The organism is Mycobacterium tuberculosis complex sp. N0072, from assembly GCF_030323725.1.
Lineage (GTDB): Bacteria > Actinomycetota > Actinomycetes > Mycobacteriales > Mycobacteriaceae > Mycobacterium > Mycobacterium tuberculosis.
Window position 1 is genome coordinate 3030123 of the sequence record NZ_CP040689.1, and the last position, 23135, is coordinate 3053257.

A 23135-nucleotide genomic window follows, 5' to 3' on the forward strand; every position below is an offset into this window, starting at 1 on the left:
ACCATTTTCGCAGCTGGCCAAGTAGACTCAGCTGCAATGGAGGGTGCTGAATGAACGAGTTGGTTGATACCACCGAGATGTACCTGCGGACCATCTACGACCTCGAGGAAGAGGGCGTGACGCCACTGCGTGCCCGGATCGCCGAGCGGCTCGACCAGAGCGGGCCGACGGTCAGCCAGACCGTGTCCCGGATGGAGCGCGATGGGCTACTTCGGGTGGCTGGCGATCGCCACCTGGAGCTCACCGAAAAGGGCCGCGCGCTGGCCATCGCCGTGATGCGCAAGCACCGCCTCGCCGAACGGCTCCTCGTCGATGTCATCGGGTTGCCGTGGGAAGAAGTTCACGCCGAGGCATGCCGGTGGGAGCACGTGATGAGCGAGGACGTCGAGCGACGGCTGGTCAAGGTGCTCAACAACCCGACCACGTCCCCGTTCGGCAACCCGATCCCGGGCCTGGTGGAACTTGGCGTGGGCCCGGAACCGGGCGCCGACGACGCCAACCTGGTCCGGTTGACCGAGTTGCCGGCCGGCTCGCCGGTCGCAGTCGTCGTCCGCCAGCTTACCGAGCACGTTCAGGGCGACATCGACCTGATCACGCGGCTAAAAGACGCCGGCGTGGTGCCCAACGCACGAGTAACCGTCGAAACCACCCCAGGCGGCGGCGTGACCATCGTCATCCCGGGCCATGAGAACGTCACCCTGCCACACGAGATGGCCCACGCGGTCAAGGTCGAGAAAGTCTGAGCTAACCCGCACCTACCCTGCGCGTTGACCGAACGCACGTCGAGGCGGCAGTCGTATTCCGAGTTGTTCAGCCCGTTGGTAGCCGGTGACCGCGATGTCACGGATGTGCTCAGGTCGCAGACCAGACTGCAGTGCCGTGTCCAGCATGCCCGCCATCCGATGGCCCGGCTCACAGCACAGCGCAGCCTGCAGCGAAACACCGGCCAGCGGCCCGTCACCGCGGGCATAGGCGCTGAACGCGAGCAACACCAGGGCCTCCACCCGCCACGGTTCGGGCAGCACCCGCGCCAGTAACGCCCACAATGACTCGGCCGCACCAGCATTCTCGCCGACGGCAAGGGCATACAGCATGTCGCGGACCCGCGCGTCGCCCAGTGCGCAACCCAGCCGCGCCAGCTCCGTGTCGGACAAGGACTGACCGTCTGCGACCCGGGCCGCGGCGGCCAGCGCATTTTCCACATCCTGGCGGCTGCAGCCGACCGAATCAGCACGGTGTGCGATCTCTCGGTCAGCCGCTTGGTGTCCTAGCGCAACGGCAAGCTCGGCGGAGCGCACAGGGTCGTCCACGGCGATGACGGCCTGCAGGTCGGAGCGCCGCGGGTAGAGCTGCCTGCCGTCCAGCACCGCCGCCATCGCCAACGGCGACGCCGACGGATCGTCGATAACGCCGCTGCAGCCGCAGCCGTCCACACAATGCCAGCGCCCGCCAGCGGCTACCCGGTCTACCACGTGCGCTGCCCATAGCACGATGTCGCGCTGCGACAACGCCGCCGCGAGCGCCGCGCACAGCTGCCGGTACTCCTCATTGCATCGCGGACACTGGGCTCCGTTCGCGTCAACGATCACCGCGATCGCGGCCGCCGGGTTCGCCGCGGCGACAAGTTCTGCGAGATGGCCAACCCGATCGGCGAGTTCATCACAGAGGTCGGCGCGCATCACCGACCCTAGTTCCCCCGCTGCCAACGACACCAGAACCAGCGATTTTTCCGGCACGAAGCCGAGGATGGCCGGTAGCGCGGCGATCAGTGTTGCAGGGCGGTTGAGTTCAAATTGTCCTCGATACTTCGTCATGAATGCCACGCTGACTACCGGCACCGTCAGCCGGTGCCCACGTCACGCGATCGAGCTGCCTTCCTGTGGACGAAGGCGTAACTGTGCGTTCTACTGTCATTTTATGGGGTCGATGCGTGAATACGACATCGTGGTGATCGGGTCAGGCCCGGGCGGACAGAAAGCCGCCATCGCCTCGGCGAAGCTGGGCAAGTCCGTGGCCATCGTCGAACGCGGCCGAATGCTCGGCGGCGTCTGCGTCAACACAGGCACGATCCCATCCAAAACGTTGCGTGAGGCTGTGCTCTACCTCACCGGCATGAACCAACGCGAGCTGTACGGCGCAAGCTACCGCGTGAAGGACCGGATCACCCCGGCCGACCTGTTGGCGCGGACCCAGCACGTGATCGGCAAGGAAGTCGACGTGGTGCGCAACCAGCTGATGCGTAACCGCGTCGATCTGATCGTGGGCCATGGCCGGTTCATCGACCCGCACACCATCCTCGTGGAGGACCAGGCCCGCAGGGAAAAGACCACCGTCACCGGCGACTACATCATCATCGCCACTGGCACCAGGCCGGCACGGCCATCCGGAGTCGAATTTGACGAAGAACGGGTGCTCGACTCCGACGGGATCCTCGATCTCAAATCGCTGCCATCCTCGATGGTCGTGGTCGGTGCCGGCGTGATCGGCATCGAATACGCCTCCATGTTCGCTGCGTTGGGCACCAAAGTCACCGTCGTGGAGAAGCGGGACAACATGCTGGACTTCTGCGACCCCGAGGTCGTCGAGGCGCTGAAATTCCACCTGCGCGACCTGGCGGTGACATTCCGGTTCGGCGAGGAAGTGACCGCGGTCGATGTCGGCTCTGCGGGCACCGTGACCACCCTGGCCAGCGGCAAACAGATTCCAGCCGAGACCGTAATGTACTCGGCGGGACGTCAGGGACAAACCGACCACCTCGACCTGCACAACGCCGGACTCGAGGTGCAGGGCCGCGGGCGGATCTTCGTAGACGACCGTTTCCAGACCAAGGTAGACCACATCTACGCCGTCGGCGACGTCATTGGCTTCCCCGCCTTGGCCGCGACGTCGATGGAGCAGGGGCGGCTGGCCGCCTACCACGCCTTCGGCGAACCAACCGACGGAATCACCGAACTTCAGCCGATCGGTATTTATTCGATTCCCGAGGTGTCCTACGTCGGCGCCACCGAGGTGGAACTGACCAAGAGCTCCATCCCATACGAGGTGGGAGTGGCCCGCTACCGGGAGCTGGCCCGCGGCCAAATCGCCGGCGACTCCTACGGCATGCTCAAGCTGCTGGTTTCCACCGAGGATCTCAAGCTGCTCGGCGTGCATATCTTCGGCACCAGCGCCACCGAGATGGTGCACATCGGGCAGGCCGTGATGGGATGCGGGGGCAGCGTCGAGTACCTGGTCGACGCGGTGTTCAACTACCCGACCTTCTCGGAGGCCTACAAGAACGCCGCACTGGACGTGATGAACAAGATGCGCGCACTCAACCAGTTCCGCCGCTGAGGGTGCCGAGCGGATGTGAATCCGTCTCGGCGCCCAAGTAGGCTTGCCAGCAAATTCGCCGCCGCCCACGAACGGTCGGCGTCGAACGTGGCCCCGCGCTTTTGGCGTTGTGCAGCACAGCGGCAGCCAGGGTTGGCTGTTCAATCATTGCTGTCCGCTGATTTGAGGGACACTGGTTACGGCACCTCGGCGACAACCCCGAGAGGAGGCAACACCCATGGCTCGCGATCAAGGCGCAGACGAAGCGCGAGAATATGAGCCGGGGCAACCCGGCATGTACGAGCTTGAGTTCCCGGCGCCTCAGCTGTCGTCGTCCGACGGCCGTGGTCCGGTGTTGGTGCACGCTTTGGAAGGTTTCTCCGACGCCGGCCATGCGATCCGGCTGGCCGCCGCCCACCTCAAGGCGGCCCTGGACACAGAGCTGGTCGCGTCCTTCGCGATCGATGAACTACTGGACTACCGCTCGCGGCGGCCATTAATGACTTTCAAGACCGATCATTTCACCCACTCCGATGATCCTGAGCTAAGCCTGTATGCGCTGCGCGACAGCATCGGCACCCCATTTCTGCTGCTGGCGGGTTTGGAGCCGGACCTGAAGTGGGAGCGGTTCATCACCGCCGTCCGATTGCTGGCCGAGCGCCTGGGTGTACGGCAGACCATCGGCCTGGGCACCGTCCCGATGGCCGTTCCGCACACACGACCGATCACGATGACCGCTCATTCCAACAACCGGGAGCTGATCTCCGATTTTCAACCGTGGATCTCCGAAATCCAGGTCCCGGGTAGCGCTTCCAACCTACTGGAATACCGGATGGCCCAGCACGGTCATGAGGTCGTCGGGTTCACCGTGCACGTCCCGCACTATCTCACGCAGACCGACTATCCCGCGGCCGCCCAAGCGCTGCTCGAACAAGTGGCCAAGACCGGTTCTCTGCAGCTGCCGCTGGCCGCGCTAGCCGAAGCAGCCGCAGAGGTCCAGGCCAAGATCGACGAGCAGGTCCAGGCAAGCGCCGAAGTGGCTCAAGTGGTGGCGGCCCTTGAGCGCCAGTACGATGCCTTCATCGACGCTCAGGAGAACAGGTCGTTGCTAACGCGCGACGAAGATCTGCCGAGCGGCGACGAGCTCGGTGCCGAGTTTGAGCGGTTCCTGGCTCAGCAGGCCGAGAAGAAGTCCGACGACGACCCGACCTAACGCCGCGAAAGCGGCCCACAAAACGGCCCCAGTCGGCCCGACAACAAGATTGGCGAGGATGACCGAGCGGAAGCGAAATCTTCGGCCAGTGCGCGACGTGGCACCGCCTACGCTGCAGTTCCGCACCGTCCACGGTTATCGGCGGGCATTCCGGATCGCCGGTTCCGGGCCGGCGATTCTGCTTATCCACGGGATAGGTGACAATTCCACCACCTGGAATGGGGTGCACGCCAAGCTCGCCCAACGATTCACCGTCATCGCTCCGGATCTACTGGGCCACGGGCAATCCGACAAGCCGCGTGCCGACTATTCGGTTGCGGCTTACGCCAACGGCATGCGGGACCTCCTCAGCGTGCTCGACATCGAGCGGGTGACCATCGTGGGCCATTCGCTCGGCGGCGGGGTAGCAATGCAATTCGCCTACCAGTTCCCTCAGCTAGTCGACCGACTGATCCTGGTCAGCGCGGGCGGTGTCACCAAGGACGTCAACATCGTCTTCCGGTTGGCCTCGTTGCCCATGGGCAGCGAGGCTATGGCCTTGCTACGGTTGCCGCTGGTGCTGCCGGCAGTGCAAATCGCCGGGCGGATCGTGGGTAAGGCCATCGGTACCACCAGCTTGGGGCACGACCTGCCCAATGTGCTGCGCATTTTGGACGACCTGCCAGAGCCGACGGCTTCTGCGGCGTTCGGCCGCACCCTGCGGGCAGTGGTGGACTGGCGGGGGCAGATGGTCACCATGCTGGACCGATGCTATTTGACCGAAGCCATCCCGGTACAGATCATCTGGGGCACAAAGGATGTCGTGCTGCCAGTCCGTCACGCTCACATGGCGCATGCCGCCATGCCGGGCTCGCAATTGGAGATTTTCGAGGGCTCGGGACATTTCCCGTTTCACGACGACCCTGCGCGCTTCATCGACATCGTCGAACGCTTCATGGACACCACTGAGCCCGCCGAATACGACCAGGCCGCGCTGCGCGCGTTGCTTCGCCGGGGTGGCGGCGAAGCAACCGTCACCGGCTCGGCAGACACCCGTGTTGCAGTACTGAACGCCATCGGGTCCAACGAACGCAGCGCTACCTGATCACCACCGGGTCTGTTAGGGCTCTTCCCCAGGTCGTACAGTCGGGCCATGGCCATTGAGGTTTCGGTGTTGCGGGTTTTCACCGATTCAGACGGGAATTTCGGTAATCCGCTGGGGGTGATCAACGCCAGCAAGGTCGAACACCGCGACAGGCAGCAGCTGGCAGCCCAATCGGGCTACAGCGAAACCATATTCGTCGATCTTCCCAGCCCCGGCTCAACCACCGCACACGCCACCATCCATACTCCCCGCACCGAAATTCCGTTCGCCGGACACCCGACCGTGGGAGCGTCCTGGTGGCTGCGCGAGAGGGGGACGCCAATTAACACGCTGCAGGTGCCGGCCGGCATCGTCCAGGTGAGCTACCACGGTGATCTCACCGCCATCAGCGCCCGCTCGGAATGGGCACCCGAGTTCGCCATCCACGACCTGGATTCACTTGATGCGCTTGCCGCCGCCGACCCCGCCGACTTTCCGGACGACATCGCGCACTACCTCTGGACCTGGACCGACCGCTCCGCTGGCTCGCTGCGCGCCCGCATGTTTGCCGCCAACTTGGGCGTCACCGAAGACGAAGCGACCGGTGCCGCGGCCATCCGGATTACCGATTACCTCAGCCGTGACCTCACCATCACCCAGGGCAAAGGATCGTTGATCCACACCACCTGGAGTCCCGAGGGCTGGGTTCGGGTAGCCGGCCGAGTTGTCAGCGACGGTGTGGCACAACTCGACTGACGTAGAGCTCAGCGCTGCCGATGCAACACGGCGGCAAGGTGATCCTGCAGGGGTTGCCCGACCGCGCGCATCTGCAACGAGTACGAAAGCTCGTCGCCGTCGATGCGGTAGGAACGGTCAAGGGCGGTCACCTCTTTTGCGGTCGGGGCCAATCCGATCGACCCATCCGCGCGTGTGGACAATTCGAGTTCGATGACGTCACCGGTCACCGAATAGGTTCCAACCTCAATTTCGGTGATGCCGCTTGGATGGGCGAGAACGAGTTCAACGCAGCCCGGTCGGCAAACGCGGAGATACCCCGTCTCGGAATGCAGCGGCTTCCCGTCAGCTACCGCCCTGGTCTGCTGTGTGTACGTCAGAAACGGTTTACCCACATGGGCGAATACGACTTCCTCGAGGTATTCGAACGGCCGGATGGTGGGGTACTTGCCCGCACCGCGACCCGCCCAACTCCCCAGGAGGGGTGACAGCGCCTGCAGGGCAGGGGCCAGATCTCGGGTCATCGCCCGCTTGCGGGGGACAGGCATGCGGGAAGCCTAGCGCCGCGAGATCGGTCAGCTGTGGGCTGATAGGTTGCGGTGCGCGCGAAGCGCCTCAATCTCGCGCGCGAAATCGTCCGCGGAAGAAAACGACCGGTAGACCGACGCGAACCGTAGGTAGGCCACCTCGTCAAGCTCGCGCAACGGGCCCAGGATAGCCAGGCCGACATCGTGACTCGGAATCTCCGGCGACCCCGCGGCACGCACCGAATCCTCGACTTGCTGAGCCAGCAGGTTCAACGCATCGTCGTCGACCTGGCGTCCCTGGCACGCCCGGCGCACACCGCTGATCACCTTTTCCCTGCTGAAGGGTTCGGTAACGCCACTGCGCTTGACTACGGCCAGCACCGCGGTCTCTACGGTGGTGAATCGTCGTCCACATTCGGGGCACGACCTCCGGCGCCGGATCGCCTGGCCTTCATCGGTTTCCCGGGAATCGATCACCCGCGAATCGGGATGCCGGCAGAACGGGCAATGCATGGCCGCTCCTTTGCCGTCTTGACATCCGGGTATCACAGACGACTCCGAGCGTACCTGTGTGCTCCCGCGGGTAGCCACTGCAGTCACGACTGATGCGCATATTGCGTCGCGGTCACCCAGTAACGTTGACACAGAACGGTTTTCGCGGACACCGGGATGGCCTCAGCCAACCGGAGCGATCAGCGTCTGACCCACGGCCAATGCCGGTGTCTGCAGGCCGTTGAGTTCACGGATGCGGTCGGCAACCTGGCGGGTCGGAGCGTTCGGCGCCACCCGGACCGCCACGTCATGCAGGGACTCCCCCGTTTCCACCCGTACCACGGCAAGCCTGTCGGGCACCCGACCGGTCGAATCGGCCGACCCGTCGGCCGAACCGCCGGTGATCATCTGCCCGAACTGCGCCACCATACCAAGCCAGAGAGTAATCGCCGCGGCAAGCAGAGCCAGCCCCACCGTCGTGGCCGGCGGGACGGGCCTGCTGCCATGCCCAGTCCTCGACATCCCGACCCCGGTGCGGTGGTAGCGCAGCGGCGCACCCCCCGGCCTCGATCGGCCGGGCCTGCGCGATTGCGCCGGCTCAGCGCGGCGCCAGCGAGGTCCATCGAGCGGGCCCCGCAGATTGAGCGGATCGGGGGTATGCGGTGGCCGGACCGGTGTCATGTTCGCTCCTCCAACTCAGACGGTAATCGCTCGCGTGTTCGACACTGTAGTCACTCATGTGTTCGATATCCGAACATTTGATCGAAGCGTGTCGCACGCGCAAAACGGTAGACCACACCACCGACACGTTTCGGTTGGAGCCGGACTTCCGGCGCGAAGGCCCAGCCACTCCTCGTGCCCTCCCGCGACCGGAACACGCCTGTCGAACACATGTTTGATTCTTGGTGCGAATGCGACTACATTCATTGCCATGAACGACAGCAACGACACCTCGGTTGCCGGCGGAGCCGCTGGTGCGGACAGCCGGGTGCTGTCCGCAGATTCGGCGCTGACCGAGCGGCAACGCACTATTCTCGACGTCATCCGCGCGTCGGTCACTAGCCGCGGATATCCGCCGAGCATCCGGGAAATCGGCGACGCCGTTGGTCTGACGTCGACGTCTTCGGTGGCGCACCAGCTGCGCACCCTGGAGCGCAAGGGCTACCTACGCCGTGACCCGAACCGCCCCCGCGCCGTCAATGTGCGCGGTGCCGACGACGCCGCCCTACCGCCGGTGACCGAAGTGGCCGGCTCGGACGCCTTACCGGAACCCACCTTTGTCCCTGTCCTGGGACGTATCGCGGCCGGCGGCCCGATCCTTGCCGAGGAAGCCGTTGAAGACGTCTTCCCGCTGCCGCGTGAGCTGGTTGGCGAGGGCACCCTGTTCCTGCTCAAGGTGATCGGTGACTCGATGGTCGAAGCCGCGATCTGCGACGGTGACTGGGTGGTGGTGCGACAGCAGAACGTCGCCGACAACGGCGACATCGTTGCGGCCATGATCGACGGTGAGGCCACCGTCAAGACGTTCAAACGCGCCGGCGGTCAGGTGTGGTTGATGCCGCACAACCCGGCCTTCGATCCCATCCCGGGCAACGACGCGACGGTGCTGGGCAAGGTCGTCACGGTGATCCGCAAGGTCTGATGCTGATCCGCGTGCAGGCTGTCAATCCGCCCTAATGAAGCCGTTGACTTGTGCCACTTCTTCACTGGCGAACCAGAGTTCGGCCAGCGTGTCGTGGTATAGCGCACTGCCGGGTGGGTAATACAGGCCGAAGCTCACACTGGCTTTGACGGGATAGCCGTTCGGCATCTGGTATGGGTCCTCGAGCGGCAGATGAATTGCCGGGCGCACGCCCGCACTCGGCGGTTCCGGCGGTTCTGCGGCCGCGTGCCGCCCGCCTCTGTCTTCAGCTGCGGATACAGCCGCCGCCGGCAACCCAGTGTCAGCAAGATCGGCAGCGTGGACATCGGGCGGCACCGCTTCAGGCGCCACTGCTTCCGGAACAAAGGCTTGCGGAACGAAAGTCTCCAGAACCACTCGCTCAGGAACAATGAGATCGGGACCGACTTCGGAAAGGTCGGCCTGCGACACAACGGGTGTCGGCGTGGTGTCCACCGCATCGGTGTCTTCCTCCTCGACCCCGACGTTGCTGGGGCCGGACAGCAAGTCGCTGCCGTAGCCCTCCTCACCCGGAAGATGCTCGGCATCACCGACAGCCGCCCCGGCGCCGCGCGGCCAGCTGACCCGCGGTGTGGACCCGGCGTCCGGCGCCACAGGTTCCGGCGGGAACTGGTCGCCGAAACCGAAATGCTCTGAACCGAAGTCCTCGTCGGGCGGCCAGTCTCCATCAGCGGCGGTACCGTACTCGACATCCCCAGCGCGGTCATCGTCGTAAGCAGCGGCGTCGTACCCACGTCGACGCCGACGCAATCCGAACACCACCAACGCCACCATCACGACCAGGAGCACCCCCAGGGCGGCGGCCCCTAACCACCACCAATGCCAGGTGAACTTCTTGCCGGGTGGGGGCATCGCCGAAGTACTTGGCTGGTTCTGCCCTGACACCTGCAGACCGGACAGCAAGGGCGCTAGGTTAGCGGGATCCGTAGTGAATGTGTTTTTTGCACGGTTCCACGAAATCATGCCGCCGGTGAATTTCTGTGAGACAACATCGCCGTCGACGGTCTGGTCGCCGACCGGGGCGCCGAGCTTGCCGTTGGGGCCGCGCAGCTTGTCCCACGCGGCCACCATGGCTCCGCGCACGACGAACGCGCCGTGGTCCGGAGTCCAGAAAATCACCGGCTTGTCGGCCGCGGAGAACCTGACGATCCGGCTGGAGGGCCCAAAACCACCATCAGTTTCGTTGGCGATGGGGAAACCCAAGTCGCTGCTGACCGGTCCGCCCAGCGACTCGTACTTCGCCAGGATTTCACCCTCGACGGCGTTTGCACCGGTTGCCGGGCTGAAGAAGACCTTGCCACCGACGAAGTCCTGGGCGATACCGTCTCCGCCGATCGGGTACTGCCCACCCTTCTTGGCGCCCAGCGGACCTGCGGCACCACCTGCTGCGCGCCAGGCCATGTTGATCGCCGCGGAAGGATCGATCGCTACCTGCAAACCCTTCAGCTGCTCGGCCAGCACCGCCGGAACGGTGGTGAACTCCTTGGTTGCCCGGTTCCAGGAGACTTCACCACCGCTGAACTTCTGGGCGGTGACCTCGCCGTCGTAGGTTTCATCCCCGACCGGGGCACCCAGCACGCCACCCGAGCTGCCGAGCTTGTCCCACGCGGCATTCAGCGCGCCGCGCACGACGAACGCACCGTGTTCAGGCGTCCAGAAAATCACCGGGTTGTCGGCCGCGGAGAACGTGCTCACGCGACTGTCGGGTCCGGCAAGGCCGGGCACCTCGTTGATGGTCGGGAATCCCAGATCGCTGTCGGCTGCACCGCCCAGCGACTCGTATTTGTCCAGGAGCGGGCCGTAGAGGTATTTGGCACCGGTGGCCGGGGTGAAAAACATCTTGCCGCCGGCGAAGTCCAGGGCGAACCCGTCGCCTATCGGGTAAACGTCACCTTTCCGGACACCAAGTGTTGAAGTGTCACCACCCGCCTTCTCCCACGCGGCCATCATGGCGTCCTCGGCATCGCCCATCGGCGAAGCCGCCACCGTGGGCGCCAGCAACACGGCGGTCACCGCCGTGGCCGCCAAGCCGAGCAGCGTACGCCCGATCAGCGTGCTCAATTGACCTCTCTGCCCGTTCACCAAGCCTCCCAGCCGATGCCCTGCCTAGCCCGCCAGCCGGTGGATCTCCCACCGTGGGCCGGTCCCCGCTGCGGTCCGTATTGTCCCCGGGCTCGCATAACATTGCTCCGGCGAACGACGATTGCGAAGTCCAATCGCAAATATTACGAAAACGGATACCCAGCCGATGTCAAATTGATGCCGGGGCACGCTGCTGTGGTGAGCAACCGGGCTGCAGCCCGGGCCGGGTTTGCGTTACCGTGCCGGAAACGACAACCGGACTGATGCGGTGAGAGGAATCCCGGCTGACATGGGTGCTTCCGGCCTGGTCTGGACCCTCACCATCGTCCTGATCGCCGGCTTGATGTTGGTCGACTACGTCCTCCACGTACGCAAGACCCATGTACCGACGTTACGTCAGGCCGTCATCCAGTCGGCGACCTTCGTGGGGATAGCGATCCTGTTCGGCATCGCAGTGGTGGTGTTCGGCGGCTCAGAGCTGGCGGTCGAATATTTCGCCTGCTACCTGACCGACGAAGCCCTGTCGGTCGACAACCTGTTCGTATTTCTGGTCATCATCAGCAGCTTCGGGGTGCCTCGTCTCGCGCAACAAAAGGTGCTGTTGTTCGGTATCGCGTTTGCGCTCGTCACGCGCACCGGATTCATCTTCGTCGGCGCCGCGCTCATCGAGAACTTCAACTCGGCCTTTTACCTGTTCGGCCTGGTCCTACTGGTCATGGCGGGCAACCTCGCCAGACCCACCGGGCTAGAAAGCCGCGACGCCGAAACGCTCAAGAGGTCCGTCATTATCCGGCTAGCCGACCGCTTCTTGCGGACCTCACAGGACTACAACGGAGACCGGTTGTTCACGGTCTCGAACAACAAGCGAATGATGACCCCGTTGTTGCTGGTCATGATCGCCGTGGGTGGCACTGACATACTATTTGCGTTCGATTCGATTCCAGCACTTTTCGGCCTGACCCAAAACGTCTATCTGGTGTTCGCCGCCACCGCGTTCTCGCTGTTGGGCCTGCGCCAGCTGTACTTCTTGATCGACGGCCTGCTGGATCGGCTAGTCTATCTGTCTTACGGGTTGGCCGTGATTCTTGGCTTCATCGGCGTCAAACTGATGCTGGAAGCATTGCACGACAACAAGATTCCGTTCATCAACGGCGGCAAGCCGGTCCCGACCGTGGAGGTGAGCACCACCCAGTCGTTGACGGTGATCATCATCGTCCTGCTGATCACGACCGCGGCGTCGTTCTGGTCGGCGCGCGGACGGGCGCAGAACGCCATGGCGAGGGCCCGGCGGTATGCAACCGCATACCTCGACCTGCACTATGAGACCGAGTCGGCCGAACGCGACAAGATCTTTACCGCACTGCTGGCCGCTGAACGCCAGATCAACACTCTCCCAACGAAATACCGCATGCAGCCCGGACAGGACGACGACCTGATGACGCTGCTGTGCAGGGCCCATGCCGCGCGCGACGCGCACATGTGAGCCCGCGCTAGCTGAGGGCTAGCTGCGCCTAAACACCCAAGCCACGACCGATGATCTCTTTCATGATCTCGGTCGTGCCACCGTAAATCGTCTGTACCCGCGAATCGAGATAGGCCCGGGCGACTGGGTATTCGCGCATGTAGCCGTACCCACCGTGCAGCTGCAGACAGCGGTCGTTCAGATACACCTGCTTCTCGGTGGCATACCACTTGGCCATGGCGGCCTGCTCTGCCGTCAACTTCCCCGCCAGGTGCAGCTTAATGAATTCGTCGACCATGATGCGCACCACAGTGGCCTCGGTTGCCAGCTCAGCCAGCAAGAATCGGCTGTTCTGGAAGCTACCGATCGACCTGCCGAACGCCTTGCGCTCCTTGGCGTACTGCAGTGTCTGCTCCAGCACGGATTCCATCCCCGCGGCCGCCATGATGGCGATCGAGATCCGTTCTTGCGGCAGGTTCTGCATCAAGTAGATGAACCCCATCCCCTCCTGGCCGAGCAGGTTTTCGGCTGGAACCGCCACGTCGGTGAAGGACAGCTCGGCGGTGTCCTGGGCGTCCAACCCGATCTTGTCCAGCTGGCGGCCGCGTTCGAATCCAGCCATGCCGCGTTCGACGACCAACAAACTGAACCCTTGCGCACCCTTTTCGGGATCCGTCTGCGCCACCACGATCACTAGGTCTGAATTGATCCCGTTGGTGATGAACGTCTTTGACCCGTTTAGCACGTAATGATCACCGTGTTTGACGGCACGGGTGGTGATACCTTGCAGGTCACTACCGGTTCCGGGCTCGGTCATCGCGATCGCGGTGATCAATTCCCCGGTGCAGAAGTTGGGAAACCAGCGCCGCTTCTGCTCTTCGGTGGCCAGCGCCAGCAAGTACGGCGCCACGATGTCGTTGTGCAGGCCAAAACCGATCCCGCTGTACCGTCCGGCGCAGGTTTCCTCGGTGATGACCGTGTTGTACCGGAAGTCCGCGTTACCCCCACCGCCATACTCCTCGGGCACCGCCATGCCCAGAAATCCCTGCTTGCCGGCCTCCAGCCACACGCCGCGGTCGACGATCTTGGTCTTTTCCCATTCATCGTGATAGGGCGCGACGTGGCGATCGAGGAACGCCCGGTAAGACTCGCGAAACAACTCATGTTCGGGTTCGAAAAGTGTGCGCTGGTACTTGGTGGCACTGCCCATGGATGCCCTCCGGGGAAGAAAATTCTGGTGCCCAACAATACCAACCGGGCGGTTGGTCGGCAGGTAGCCGGGGCGCGCCAGCCGCCGCGAGCGTAACGCCACGGCGAGCTTGCGTGCACCGAATTCGCCGTGGCGTTACGCTCGCGGCGCAAACTCGCGCAAGGTGGCAGCCAGCGCCTCCGGGACACGGGCCTTGATCCGGGTGCCCTCGGGCTTGTGCTCCGCCTGCTGTATCCGCCCATCGGCGTGCACACGGGCCACCAGGTCGCCGCGGTCGTACGGGATCACCACGTCGACGGCGGTGTCGGCGGGCACAACCAGCTCGGCCATCCGCCGTCGGAGCGCATCGATACCGTCGCCGGTGCGGGCGGAAACGAACACCGCGCCGGGCAGCCCGTGCCGCAGCTTGGCCAGCATCAGGTCGCTAGCGACGTCAACCTTGTTCACTACCAGCAGCTCGGGCGGCGGATCGCCGTCATGGTCGGCGATCACCTCGGAGATCACCTGACGGACCGCGTCGATCTGGGCTAGCGGGTGGCCGTCGGATCCGTCCACGACGTGGACCAATAGATCGGCGTGCACGACCTCCTCCAGCGTGGAGCGAAACGCCTCGACCAACTGGGTGGGCAGGTGCCGCACAAAGCCGACGGTGTCGGTGAGCACGACTGGCCTACCGTCACCGAACTCCGCGCGCCTGGTGGTGGGTTCCAGGGTGGCAAACAGCGCGTCCTGTACCAGCACCCCGGCCCCGGTCAGCGCGTTGAGCAGGCTGGACTTACCCGCGTTGGTGTAGCCGACAATCGCGATCGACGGCACGTCACTGTGCCGGCGACGGCTGCGCTGGGTGTCGCGGACCTGTTTCATGGCCCTGATGTCGCGCCGTAACTTGGCCATCCGCTCGCGGATGCGGCGTCGGTCAGTCTCGATCTTGGTCTCACCGGGACCGCGCAGACCCACCCCGCCACCACTGCCACCGGCGCGACCGCCCGCCTGCCGTGACATCGACTCACCCCAGCCGCGCAGCCGCGGCAGCATGTACTCCATCTGAGCCAGCGACACCTGGGCTTTGCCCTCCCTGCTGGTGGCATGCTGGGCAAAGATGTCGAGGATCAGCGCGGTGCGGTCAATAACCTTAACCTGCACAGCCTTTTCCAAGGCGGTCAACTGCGCCGGCGACAGTTCGCCGTCGCAGATGACGGTGTCGGCGCCGGTCGCCACGATCACTTCGCGGAGTTCGGCCGCTTTGCCCGAGCCGATGTAGGTCGACGGGTCGGGCTTGTCGCGACGCTGGATGAGTCCTTCGAGCACCTGGGAGCCGGCGGTTTCGGCCAATGCCGCCAGCTCGGCCAGGCTTGCCCGGTTGTCAGCCGCGCTGCCCTCGGTCCATACTCCCACCAACACCACCCGCTCCAGGCGCAGCTGGCGGTACTCCACCTCGGAGACGTCGGCAAGCTCGGTCGACAACCCGGCAACCCGGCGCAGCGCCGATCTGTCCTCGAGTGCGAGCTCACCGAGGCTCGGTGTGAAGTCCGAAAGGCCCGTCTGGGGCGGATCTGGATATGTCATAGCCAGTACCCGATGGTGGCACGTGGCAGCTGGCCGCGCATCTGAATTTGCCGGCATAAGCCGCTGCCTGGGATCACCCCATCGCGTTCCACCAATCGTCAGCGAGATCTCCGCGGGCCACCAACACTGACGGCCCACGCAGGAAGCTGGTGGCATCGGTGACGGTAACCACGACCTCTCCGCCCGGCACGTGCACGGTGAGCGTTCCGGTCGGCGAGCCCACCGCCGCCAACGCGGCGACCGCGGCCGCAACCGTCCCGGTGCCACACGAGCGGGTTTCCCCCACGCCGCGTTCGTGAACCCGCATCCAGACCGCCCCGTCGACCGGCGCGGTGAGTACCTCGACATTGACCCCGTCGGGGAACTGCGCACCATCGAAACTCACCGGCGCACCCACGTCCAATGCCGCCAGGCCGTCGACGGTCAGCTGGGAATCCACGCACGCCAGATGCGGGTTACCCACATCGACGGCCAGGCCGTGAAACCGCCTGCCACCAACAACAGCCTCCCCTGCGCCCAATCTGTTGGCCTTGCCCATGTCGACGGAGACGTCGGCGTAGGCCGCCTCGACGTGGTGGCAGGTGACTGGTCGCGGTCCGGCCAGTGACCCTACGACGAACTCGTCGCGAACCTCCAGGCCACTGGCACGCAAGTAGTGCGCGAACACTCGCACACCGTTGCCGCACATCTGGGCTGCCGACCCGTCGGCGTTGCGGTAATCCATGTACCAGTCGGTCACGCGGACACCCTCGGGCAGGCTGTCCAGCACTCCTACCGCCTGGGCGGCTCCGGCGGTCGTAACCCGCAACACCCCGTCGGCGCCCAGCCCCTTCCGCCGGTCGCACAATGCCGCCACCCGGGCAGCGGTGAGCACCAACTCGGCGTCGACGTCAGGCAGCAACACGAAGTCGTTCTGGGTACCGTGGCCCTTCGCGAAGATCATCTGCGCCACTCCTCAATCACCAGATCAGGTTACGTGCCGCCATAACCGCACGGCGTCGTCGACCAGTCGTGCGCGGTCCGGTGAGCTGGCCACACCGGCGTCGAGCCAGTGCACCCGGTGGTCTCGGCGAAACCAGGACCGCTGCCGTCGCACGTAGCGGCGGGTGCCCAGGTACGTCTGCTCCCGCGCGGCGCGCATCATGTCAGCTCCAGCACCGGCGTCCAGAGCGGCTATTACCTGCGCGTAGCCCAGCGCGCGTGACGCGGTGACCCCCTCGCGCAGACCATTGCGGAGCAGAGTGCGTACCTCTTCAACCAGGCCCTGATCAAACATCAGGTCGGTGCGACGGGCCAACCGCTCGTCGAGAATCGTTGTCTGACAGTCCAACCCGACGATAACCGTGTCCCACCGCGGCGCACCGATGCGTGGCGCGGACGCGGCAAATGGCTGCCCGGTGAGTTCGACCACCTCGAGCGCCCGCACCGTGCGCCGGGCATCTGTGGGCAGGATTGCCGCGGCTGCAGCCGGGTCTCGGCGGGCTAACTCGGCGTGCAGCCGATCCACCCCGACCTCGGCCAGACGCCGCTCCCATCTCGCGCGTACTGAAGGATCGGTTGCGGGAAACGACCAGTCGTCGAGCAGGGATTGGACATACAGCATCGAGCCGCCCACCACGACCGGCACCGCTCCCCGGGCTGCGATCGCCTCGATGTCCGCCGCGGCGGCCCGCTGGTAGCGCGCCACGGTCGCGGTTTCGGTGACATCCAGGACATCGAGTTGATGATGCGGGATGCCACGGCGCTCGCTGACGGGCAGCTTCGCCGTCCCGATGTCCATGCCGCGATACAGCTGCATCGCGTCGGCGTTCACGATCTCCACGCTCACCCTGGCGCCGAGCCGCGCGGCGACGTCGAGCGCCAACTGGGACTTGCCGGCGCCCGTCGGTCCGATAATCGCCAACGGTCTCACGGCTGCCAGACACCGGCGAAATACCCCACGCCGTGTGGCGCTCCTCGGTAGAACTCCTTGGCCGATCGCGGTCCTGGCTCGGCCAGGCCGGCCAGCACCTGAAATGCCACCCGCCCAAGCACCTGTGCGGGCAGCCGGGTCAAGACGGCGAGGTCGCCGCTGGCCAACGCGTCGTCGAGAGCCCGCTGCATACCGGCGCCGTCGGGGTCATAGCCGCCGGGAGCGCGGGGCGTCAGGGTGTTCAGGCCGTCGGCGACGACTAGTACCCCGATCGGATCGGGCTCCCGGTCGATGTCGGCTCGCAGTTGCCTGCCACGTGCCACCGCGGCATCGGAACCGTGGTCGCTGGCATAGACGTGGACCTGTGCCCTGGCCTCAGGCCGGGCCTGGCCCCGTACCCAGGCGGTAAGTAGCGCACACAGGGGTAATTCCACCGGAACGGCAACTCCGTCACCGTCCTGCGGCGCGAGCCCGACTCGCACGTCGGCGCCGAAGCCCGCAAAGGTGCCGACGTCGGTGGGGCGCACGACGTCGTCGGCGCGCCCGGTTCCGACAGCAATCCAGCTTTTCGGCAACAAGGAGGCCGCCGCGATCACCGCGGCCCCCAAATCGGCCAGCTCGGCAGCGGCGGCTCCGGCCAGTTCGGGAACCAACACCGGCGCGGACGGAACGATCCCGATGGCGCTCAACACAACACAAAGCTAACGCCTTGGCGGGCGGATTCGGCCTCGTGGAGCAACGGCTGCAAAGAGACCGTGCTGAGAGGCCGACACTGTCCCGCGCTCATTGGCCAGAGACGGTCAACGAACCGCAAGCTGGCCCGCGGCCCCCAATTCGCCGGCGGAAACCGTCATCATCGCGACCTCGTCACGGGCCAAGGCTACGGTCGCGACAACCACCACCACTACCGCTGCCACCAGCGCGACCAGGGCCACCCGGCCGGTGTGCAGCACCTCATCGAGCACGGTGATCCCCAGCACCGAAGCGATCACCGGCCTCGCCACGGTGATCGTCGGCAACGAGGCGGTTAGCGCGCCCACCCGCAACGACGACTGCTGAAGCATCAGCCCGATCGGTAGAACCAGGATCCAGGCATACAACTCGGGGGTCCGGATCAGTGTCGCGAACCCCTTGCCGAGCTCCGTCACGACCCCTTTGGTCAGCACGGTGAATACCGCCAACGTTGCCGACGACGCCACCGCCAGCAGCACCGCGGACAGCGAACCCGAGGCAATCCGTGCACCAACCACACAAAGCACCACCGCCGGAACAACCACGACAGCAACCACCGCCCAGGTCGAGAAGGGGGCCCGAGTAGTGCCGGCCGCCGGGTTGCCCGACATGACGATGACGGCCACCGCGCCGGCCAGCAATACCGCCCACATCCACTCCCTGGGAGTACAGCGGTGATGAGTCAACCGAGCATCGATCAGCAGCGCGAACAACAGTGCGGTGGCCTGCAGCGACTGCACCAACACCACCGAACCCATCGTCAGCGCAATGGCCTGCAGGGTGAAACTGGCGACTGCGGCCAGGCTGCCCAGCCACCACAGAGCGTGACGCAAAGAGAGGTGGAACAACGTGAAATGGCCGACATATTCTTCAGCGGTGACCTGTCGCGCGGACCGCTGAAGTGTCACATACCCGATCCCGGCCAGCAACGCGGCGCCCAGCGCCAGAATGGTCGCGAATTCGACGCTGGCCATAGGTGACCTCCCACCGACATTCGGCCCGGAAGCTGACTGATACATCTCGATTTAAGCAGTTGTTCAATGATGATGAACTGGCGCCAGACAAATATCACAACAAAACGTTGCGCGCAGACGCGTGCTTCGTCATCGGCTTCGGAATTCTGCGGCATATTCGCTGCGCCGGGATTGATGAGGAATTGCCATCATGGTGGCTCGGCCCCAAGTGCGGTCGGCGGGTCGGCCGTGCAATTGACCGTTGCTTACGGCCCTCAGCGCTTCCACGGGAGGTGCGCGAGTAACAGCTCGGTTCGGCCCCTTACTACCGGCGGCAGCTGGACCCCGACCTCGATCAGCTCTACGGATGGCGGAAAAGCACAGGGCCATGACACCCACGATCGGCAAATATCGCGACGAACAGTCTGTCAAGCGGCCTCAATACTTGCTTCAATACTGTTGGAAACGGTGGCAGGACCGGGTGAGGGCATCGGGCCGACCACATCGGTGCCGCTTCGCGCGGCAGATGCGCGGCATACGCGCGAAGGGTTGCAAGGTAGGTGACAAGCGCATGACGGCCGACGAGCCCCGCAGCGACGATTCGTCCGGGTCGGCCCCCCAACCGGCTGCCACGCCGGTGCCCCGCCCGGGACCGCGTCCCGGCCCCCGGCCGGTGCCGCGACCCACCTCCTACCCGGTGGGTGCGCACCCTCCCAGCGACCCGCACCGTTTCGGCCGTATCGACGACGACGGCACGGTGTGGCTGGTCAGTGCGAGCGGCGAGCGTATCGTCGGCTCCTGGCAGGCCGGCGATCCCGAAGCCGCGTTTGCCCATTTCGGCAGGCGATTCGATGACCTGAGCACCGAAATCATGCTGATGGACGAGCGGTTGGCGTCCGGCACCGGCGACGCACGCAAGATCAAAGCCCATGCGATCGCGCTGGCCGAAACGTTGCCGACGGCATGCGTGCTGGGCGATGTCGACGCGCTGGCAGACCGGTTGACAAGCATTCGTGATCGCGCGGAGGTCATCGCTGCCGCCGACCGCTCCAGACGCGAGGAACATCGAGCCGCCCAGACCGCCCGTAAAGAGGCGCTGGCCGCCGAAGCCGAGGAGCTGGCCGCCAACGCGACACAATGGAAGGTCGCCGGTGACCGGCTGCGGGCAATCCTCGATGAATGGAAGACGATTAGCGGTGTGGACCGCAAGGTCGATGACGCGCTGTGGAAGCGCTACTCGACGGCCCGCGATACGTTCAACCGGCGGCGAGGGTCCCACTTCGCCGAATTGGACCGTGAGCGATCCGGCGTCCGGCAAAGCAAGGAACGGCTTTGTGAACGGGCCGAGGAGTTGTCCGAGTCGACGGACTGGACCGCCACCAGCGCGGAGTTCCGCAAGCTGCTCGCCGACTGGAAAGCGGCGGGACGCGCGAGCAAGGATGTGGACGACGCCCTGTGGCGTCGCTTCAAGGCCGCGCAGGACTCCTTCTTCACGGCTCGCAATGCCGCCACCGCCGAGAAGGAGGCCGAGTTGCGAGCCAATGCCGACGCCAAGGAGGCGCTGCTGGCCGAAGCGGAGCGGCTCGACACGACAAACCACGAGGCCGCTCGAGCAGCGCTGCGGTCGATCGCCGAGAAGTGGGACGCGATCGGCAAGGTGTCGCGGGAGCGGGCCGCGGAGCTGGAGCGGCGACTACGCGCGGTCGAGAAAAAGGTGCGAGAAGCCGGCGAAGCGGATTGGTCCGACCCGCAGGCGCGGGCCCGCGCCGAGCAGTTCCGCGCCCGGGCCGAGCAGTTTGAACACCAGGCCGAGAAGGCAGCAGCGGCCGGTCGCACCAAGGAAGCCGACGAGGCGAAGGCGAACGCCGAACAATGGCGGCAGTGGGCCGAGGCAGCCGCCGACGCGTTGACCCGACGCCCCTAACGGTCGGTGCCGCGGTCGGGCGTTGTCCCGGCCTCGGAGTCCGTTTGCACGTGGTCCAGCAGCGTCTTGCACTGTTGTTGCGCGACGACGCGGCGACGCCGCTCCTCGGCTGCGAGCTGCACGATGGTGCGCGACCACACCACCTGGGCCCAGTGGAATGTCAACACGATCGCGGTGATCCAGGCGACGATGAGCCCGATACCGGGGCCGGGATGACCGGCGGCGACCGTCTGACGCGACCATACGGCCAGCAGCCCGGTACCGCTGGCCATCGCCGAACCCGCCAGCGCCACCCAAGCCAGCGCCCACCGCCGGGTGAGCAACGCCAGCATCGAGAAGCCAACGCCGAACACCAGCGCCAACCAGGCGAATACCCGCGAGGGCAGCGCGACGGCGGCCCTGCCGGCGCCGTGGCTGCTGAACAACACATCCCAGCCGCGCACGCTTCCGGTATGCGGCAGGATAAACGACCCCAACAGCACGAACACCAGGATTGCGACAACCAAAGCCCTCGCGCCTGGCTCGATTTCGCGCGCAACGCGGCGTTCTGCCGCCTCGATCTCAGCGCGGAGGGCGTCGAGATCCCCGGCGTCGTGTTCGTGGCTCATCATCTGCATCCTCCGGGCTTGGCCGCGCTGACCGGCAGCCCGACCCCAGGCATGCCCAGGCCGACGGCGCGCCCCGGCTGCCCGGCGGTGTGCGCGTCGCCGGCGCGGGTGCGGCGGTGGGTCAGGACGCCGGCGTCGGCGATGAGGTGGTGCGGCGCCGCTTCGGTGACCTTCGTGGTGATGACGTCGCCGGGACGCACGCGCGGCTGGCCGGCGGTGAAGTGCACCAGGCGCCCGTCGCGCGCCCGCCCGCTCATGCGCGCCGTGACGGTGTCCTTGCGCCCTTCCCCGGTGGCCACCAGCACCTCGACGGCCTGCCCGACCAGGGCGCGGTTGGCTTCCAGCGAGATTTGCTCCTGCAGCGCGATCAGGCGTTCATAGCGTTCCTGCACAACGGCTTTCGGCAGCTGTCCGTCGAGTTGCGCGGCCGGTGTCCCGGGCCGCTTGGAGTATTGGAAGGTAAATGCGGCCGCGAAGCGGGCCCGGCGCACCACGTCGAGCGTGGCCGCGAAGTCCTCTTCGGTCTCCCCGGGGAAACCGACGATCAGATCGGTGGTAATCGCGGCATGCGGGATGGCCGCCCGCACGCGCTCGATGATGCCGAGGTAGCGCTCGGCACGATAGGACCGCCGCATCGCGCGCAGGATCCGGTCGGATCCGGACTGTAGCGGCATGTGCAGCGCGGGGCAGACGTTGCGCGTCTGCGCCATCGCCTCGATGACGTCGTCGGTGAATTCGGCCGGGTGTGGGGAGGTGAACCGGACCCGCTCCAGCCCGTCGATGTCTCCGCAGGCCCGCAGCAACTCGGCGAAAGCTCCCCGATTACGGGGCAATGCGGGGTCGGCGAACGAGACGCCGTAGGCGTTGACGTTTTGGCCGAGCAGGGTGACTTCGAGCACACCGTCGTTCACCAAGGACCGCACCTCGGCCAGGATGTCTGCCGGGCTGCGGTCGACCTCCCTACCCCGCAGCGACGGGACGATGCAGAACGTGCAGCTGTTGTTGCAGCCCACCGAGATGGAAACCCACGCGGCATAGGCAGATTCGCGGGAGCTGGGCAGCGACGACGGGAACTGTTGCAGCGCCTCGGCGATTTCGACCTGGGCGACCTTGTTGTGCCGGGCGCGCTCCAGCAGCGTGGGCAAAGACCCGATGTTGTGGGTGCCGAAGACAACGTCTACCCACGGCGCCCTGCGCAGCACGGCGTCGCGGTCTTTTTGCGCCAGGCAGCCACCGACCGCGATTTGCATGTCGGGATTGGCGCGCTTGCGCGGGGCCAGATGGCTGAGGTTGCCGTACAGCCTGTTGTCGGCGTTCTCGCGGACGGCGCAGGTGTTGAACACCACGACGTCGGCCTCGGAACCGTCGGTCGCCCTCCGGTAGCCGGCCGCTTCCAGCAGACCCGCCAGCCGCTCGGAGTCGTGGACGTTCATCTGACAGCCGTAGGTGCGGACCTGATAGGTGCGCGCTGGCGCTCGCCGCACGGGCGGCCCGGCGCCCTCGCCGGTCACCCCCGCGGCGGCATCGTGCGCCACCATCGAAGTCACGGGGCCATGGTACGGCGGCTGGGCGGCTCGCGGCCCAGCGGATGGTGTCGCCTCGTCGCAGCATCGGGCTAGCGGGGACGCGCTCGACACGGTGGCCGATCACGGCTTCGCTGCAC

Annotated in this window: 23 protein-coding genes; 10 read left to right on the forward strand and 13 right to left on the reverse strand. The window is 65.6% G+C overall.

Annotated features, from left to right (window positions below; translation table 11 throughout):
* Positions 1-50: 50 nt before the first annotated feature.
* A complete protein-coding gene (gene ideR, locus FF952_RS14320) occupies positions 51-743 on the forward strand; it encodes an iron-dependent transcriptional regulator IdeR (RefSeq protein WP_003413962.1) in 693 nt (230 codons plus the stop codon).
* A gap of 12 nt (positions 744-755) precedes the next feature.
* On the opposite strand, the gene FF952_RS14325 is transcribed toward ideR, so the two are convergent.
* The gene (locus FF952_RS14325) at positions 756-1814 is read right to left on the reverse strand and encodes a DUF4192 domain-containing protein (RefSeq protein ID WP_003413965.1); all 1059 of its coding nucleotides are present in this window, start codon (positions 1812-1814) and stop codon (positions 756-758) included.
* A gap of 112 nt (positions 1815-1926) precedes the next feature.
* Here FF952_RS14325 and sthA point away from each other — a divergent pair, with 112 nt between their 5' ends.
* The 4 genes from sthA (at position 1927) to FF952_RS14345 (ending at position 6344) form a co-directional block, all read left to right on the forward strand.
* Positions 1927-3333 carry a Si-specific NAD(P)(+) transhydrogenase gene (sthA, locus tag FF952_RS14330; protein WP_003900556.1) on the forward strand — a complete coding sequence of 469 codons (1407 nt, stop codon included), beginning with the start codon at positions 1927-1929 and terminating at the stop codon, positions 3331-3333.
* A 217-nt stretch (positions 3334-3550) separates the two neighbouring features.
* Positions 3551-4525 (forward strand): proteasome assembly chaperone family protein, encoded by a 975-nt coding sequence (locus tag FF952_RS14335; protein ID WP_003413968.1) that lies wholly within the window; start codon positions 3551-3553, stop codon positions 4523-4525.
* Between the two features lie 58 nt (positions 4526-4583).
* Complete coding sequence (locus tag FF952_RS14340) at positions 4584-5609, forward strand: alpha/beta fold hydrolase (RefSeq protein ID WP_003900558.1); 1026 nt, start codon at positions 4584-4586, stop codon at positions 5607-5609.
* Positions 5610-5657: 48 nt separating this feature from the next.
* The gene (locus FF952_RS14345) at positions 5658-6344 is read left to right on the forward strand and encodes a PhzF family phenazine biosynthesis protein (RefSeq protein WP_003413971.1); all 687 of its coding nucleotides are present in this window, start codon (positions 5658-5660) and stop codon (positions 6342-6344) included.
* Positions 6345-6352: 8 nt separating this feature from the next.
* Here the strand turns inward: FF952_RS14345 and FF952_RS14350 are convergent, their stop codons facing one another.
* From FF952_RS14350 to chiZ, 3 genes are all read right to left on the reverse strand, one after another.
* Entirely contained in the window at positions 6353-6847 is a 495-nt protein-coding gene (locus FF952_RS14350; protein WP_003900559.1) for a peroxynitrite isomerase, read from the reverse strand.
* 51 nt (positions 6848-6898) lie between these two features.
* On the reverse strand, positions 6899-7363 hold the full coding sequence (nrdR, locus tag FF952_RS14355; RefSeq protein ID WP_003413973.1) for a transcriptional regulator NrdR: 465 nt from the start codon (positions 7361-7363) through the stop codon (positions 6899-6901).
* A gap of 162 nt (positions 7364-7525) precedes the next feature.
* Positions 7526-8023 carry a cell wall hydrolase ChiZ gene (chiZ, locus tag FF952_RS14360; RefSeq protein WP_003904005.1) on the reverse strand — a complete coding sequence of 166 codons (498 nt, stop codon included), beginning with the start codon at positions 8021-8023 and terminating at the stop codon, positions 7526-7528.
* Positions 8024-8273: 250 nt separating this feature from the next.
* Here chiZ and lexA point away from each other — a divergent pair, with 250 nt between their 5' ends.
* Positions 8274-8984, forward strand: coding sequence for a transcriptional repressor LexA (gene lexA / locus FF952_RS14365; protein WP_003899448.1), 711 nt, complete (start codon positions 8274-8276; stop codon positions 8982-8984).
* Positions 8985-9005: 21 nt separating this feature from the next.
* Here the strand turns inward: lexA and FF952_RS14370 are convergent, their stop codons facing one another.
* Positions 9006-11105 (reverse strand): LGFP repeat-containing protein, encoded by a 2100-nt coding sequence (locus tag FF952_RS14370; RefSeq protein WP_020824559.1) that lies wholly within the window; start codon positions 11103-11105, stop codon positions 9006-9008.
* 15 nt (positions 11106-11120) lie between these two features.
* Here FF952_RS14370 and FF952_RS14375 point away from each other — a divergent pair, with 15 nt between their 5' ends.
* Both FF952_RS14375 and FF952_RS14380 read left to right on the forward strand, forming a co-directional pair.
* Entirely contained in the window at positions 11121-11369 is a 249-nt protein-coding gene (locus FF952_RS14375) for a glycosyltransferase family protein (RefSeq protein ID WP_031680800.1), read from the forward strand.
* 25 nt (positions 11370-11394) lie between these two features.
* Positions 11395-12588 (forward strand): TerC/Alx family metal homeostasis membrane protein, encoded by a 1194-nt coding sequence (locus tag FF952_RS14380; RefSeq protein ID WP_003413979.1) that lies wholly within the window; start codon positions 11395-11397, stop codon positions 12586-12588.
* A gap of 28 nt (positions 12589-12616) precedes the next feature.
* Here FF952_RS14380 and FF952_RS14385 read toward each other — a convergent pair whose 3' ends face one another.
* The 6 genes from FF952_RS14385 to FF952_RS14410 form a co-directional block, all read right to left on the reverse strand.
* Complete coding sequence (locus tag FF952_RS14385) at positions 12617-13777, reverse strand: acyl-CoA dehydrogenase family protein (protein ID WP_003413981.1); 1161 nt, start codon at positions 13775-13777, stop codon at positions 12617-12619.
* A 135-nt stretch (positions 13778-13912) separates the two neighbouring features.
* Positions 13913-15343, reverse strand: a complete 1431-nt coding sequence (hflX, locus tag FF952_RS14390) for a GTPase HflX (protein ID WP_003911950.1) — start codon at positions 15341-15343, stop codon at positions 13913-13915.
* A 73-nt stretch (positions 15344-15416) separates the two neighbouring features.
* Positions 15417-16286: a diaminopimelate epimerase gene (dapF, locus tag FF952_RS14395; RefSeq protein WP_003413987.1), complete on the reverse strand. Its 870-nt coding sequence runs from the start codon at positions 16284-16286 to the stop codon at positions 15417-15419.
* 24 nt (positions 16287-16310) lie between these two features.
* Positions 16311-17255 carry a tRNA (adenosine(37)-N6)-dimethylallyltransferase MiaA gene (miaA, locus tag FF952_RS14400; RefSeq protein WP_003413989.1) on the reverse strand — a complete coding sequence of 315 codons (945 nt, stop codon included), beginning with the start codon at positions 17253-17255 and terminating at the stop codon, positions 16311-16313.
* On the reverse strand, positions 17252-17947 hold the full coding sequence (locus FF952_RS14405; protein WP_003899452.1) for a class III extradiol ring-cleavage dioxygenase family protein: 696 nt from the start codon (positions 17945-17947) through the stop codon (positions 17252-17254). The genes miaA and FF952_RS14405 overlap by 4 nt, the downstream gene beginning before the upstream one ends.
* Before the next feature lie 108 nt (positions 17948-18055).
* A complete protein-coding gene (locus tag FF952_RS14410; protein ID WP_244736060.1) occupies positions 18056-18961 on the reverse strand; it encodes a DMT family transporter in 906 nt (301 codons plus the stop codon).
* A gap of 66 nt (positions 18962-19027) precedes the next feature.
* On the opposite strand from FF952_RS14410, the gene FF952_RS14415 reads away from it, so the two are divergent.
* Entirely contained in the window at positions 19028-19504 is a 477-nt protein-coding gene (locus FF952_RS14415) for a hypothetical protein (protein WP_003901458.1), read from the forward strand.
* Between the two features lie 7 nt (positions 19505-19511).
* Positions 19512-20864 (forward strand): DUF349 domain-containing protein, encoded by a 1353-nt coding sequence (locus FF952_RS14420; RefSeq protein WP_003413997.1) that lies wholly within the window; start codon positions 19512-19514, stop codon positions 20862-20864.
* Here FF952_RS14420 and FF952_RS14425 read toward each other — a convergent pair.
* Positions 20861-21475 (reverse strand): Rv2732c family membrane protein, encoded by a 615-nt coding sequence (locus FF952_RS14425; RefSeq protein WP_003413999.1) that lies wholly within the window; start codon positions 21473-21475, stop codon positions 20861-20863. The genes FF952_RS14420 and FF952_RS14425 overlap by 4 nt on opposite strands.
* Positions 21472-23010, reverse strand: a complete 1539-nt coding sequence (gene miaB / locus FF952_RS14430) for a tRNA (N6-isopentenyl adenosine(37)-C2)-methylthiotransferase MiaB (protein WP_003414001.1) — start codon at positions 23008-23010, stop codon at positions 21472-21474. Before miaB ends, FF952_RS14425 begins: the two co-directional genes overlap by 4 nt.
* Positions 23011-23135: the final 125 nt, after the last annotated feature.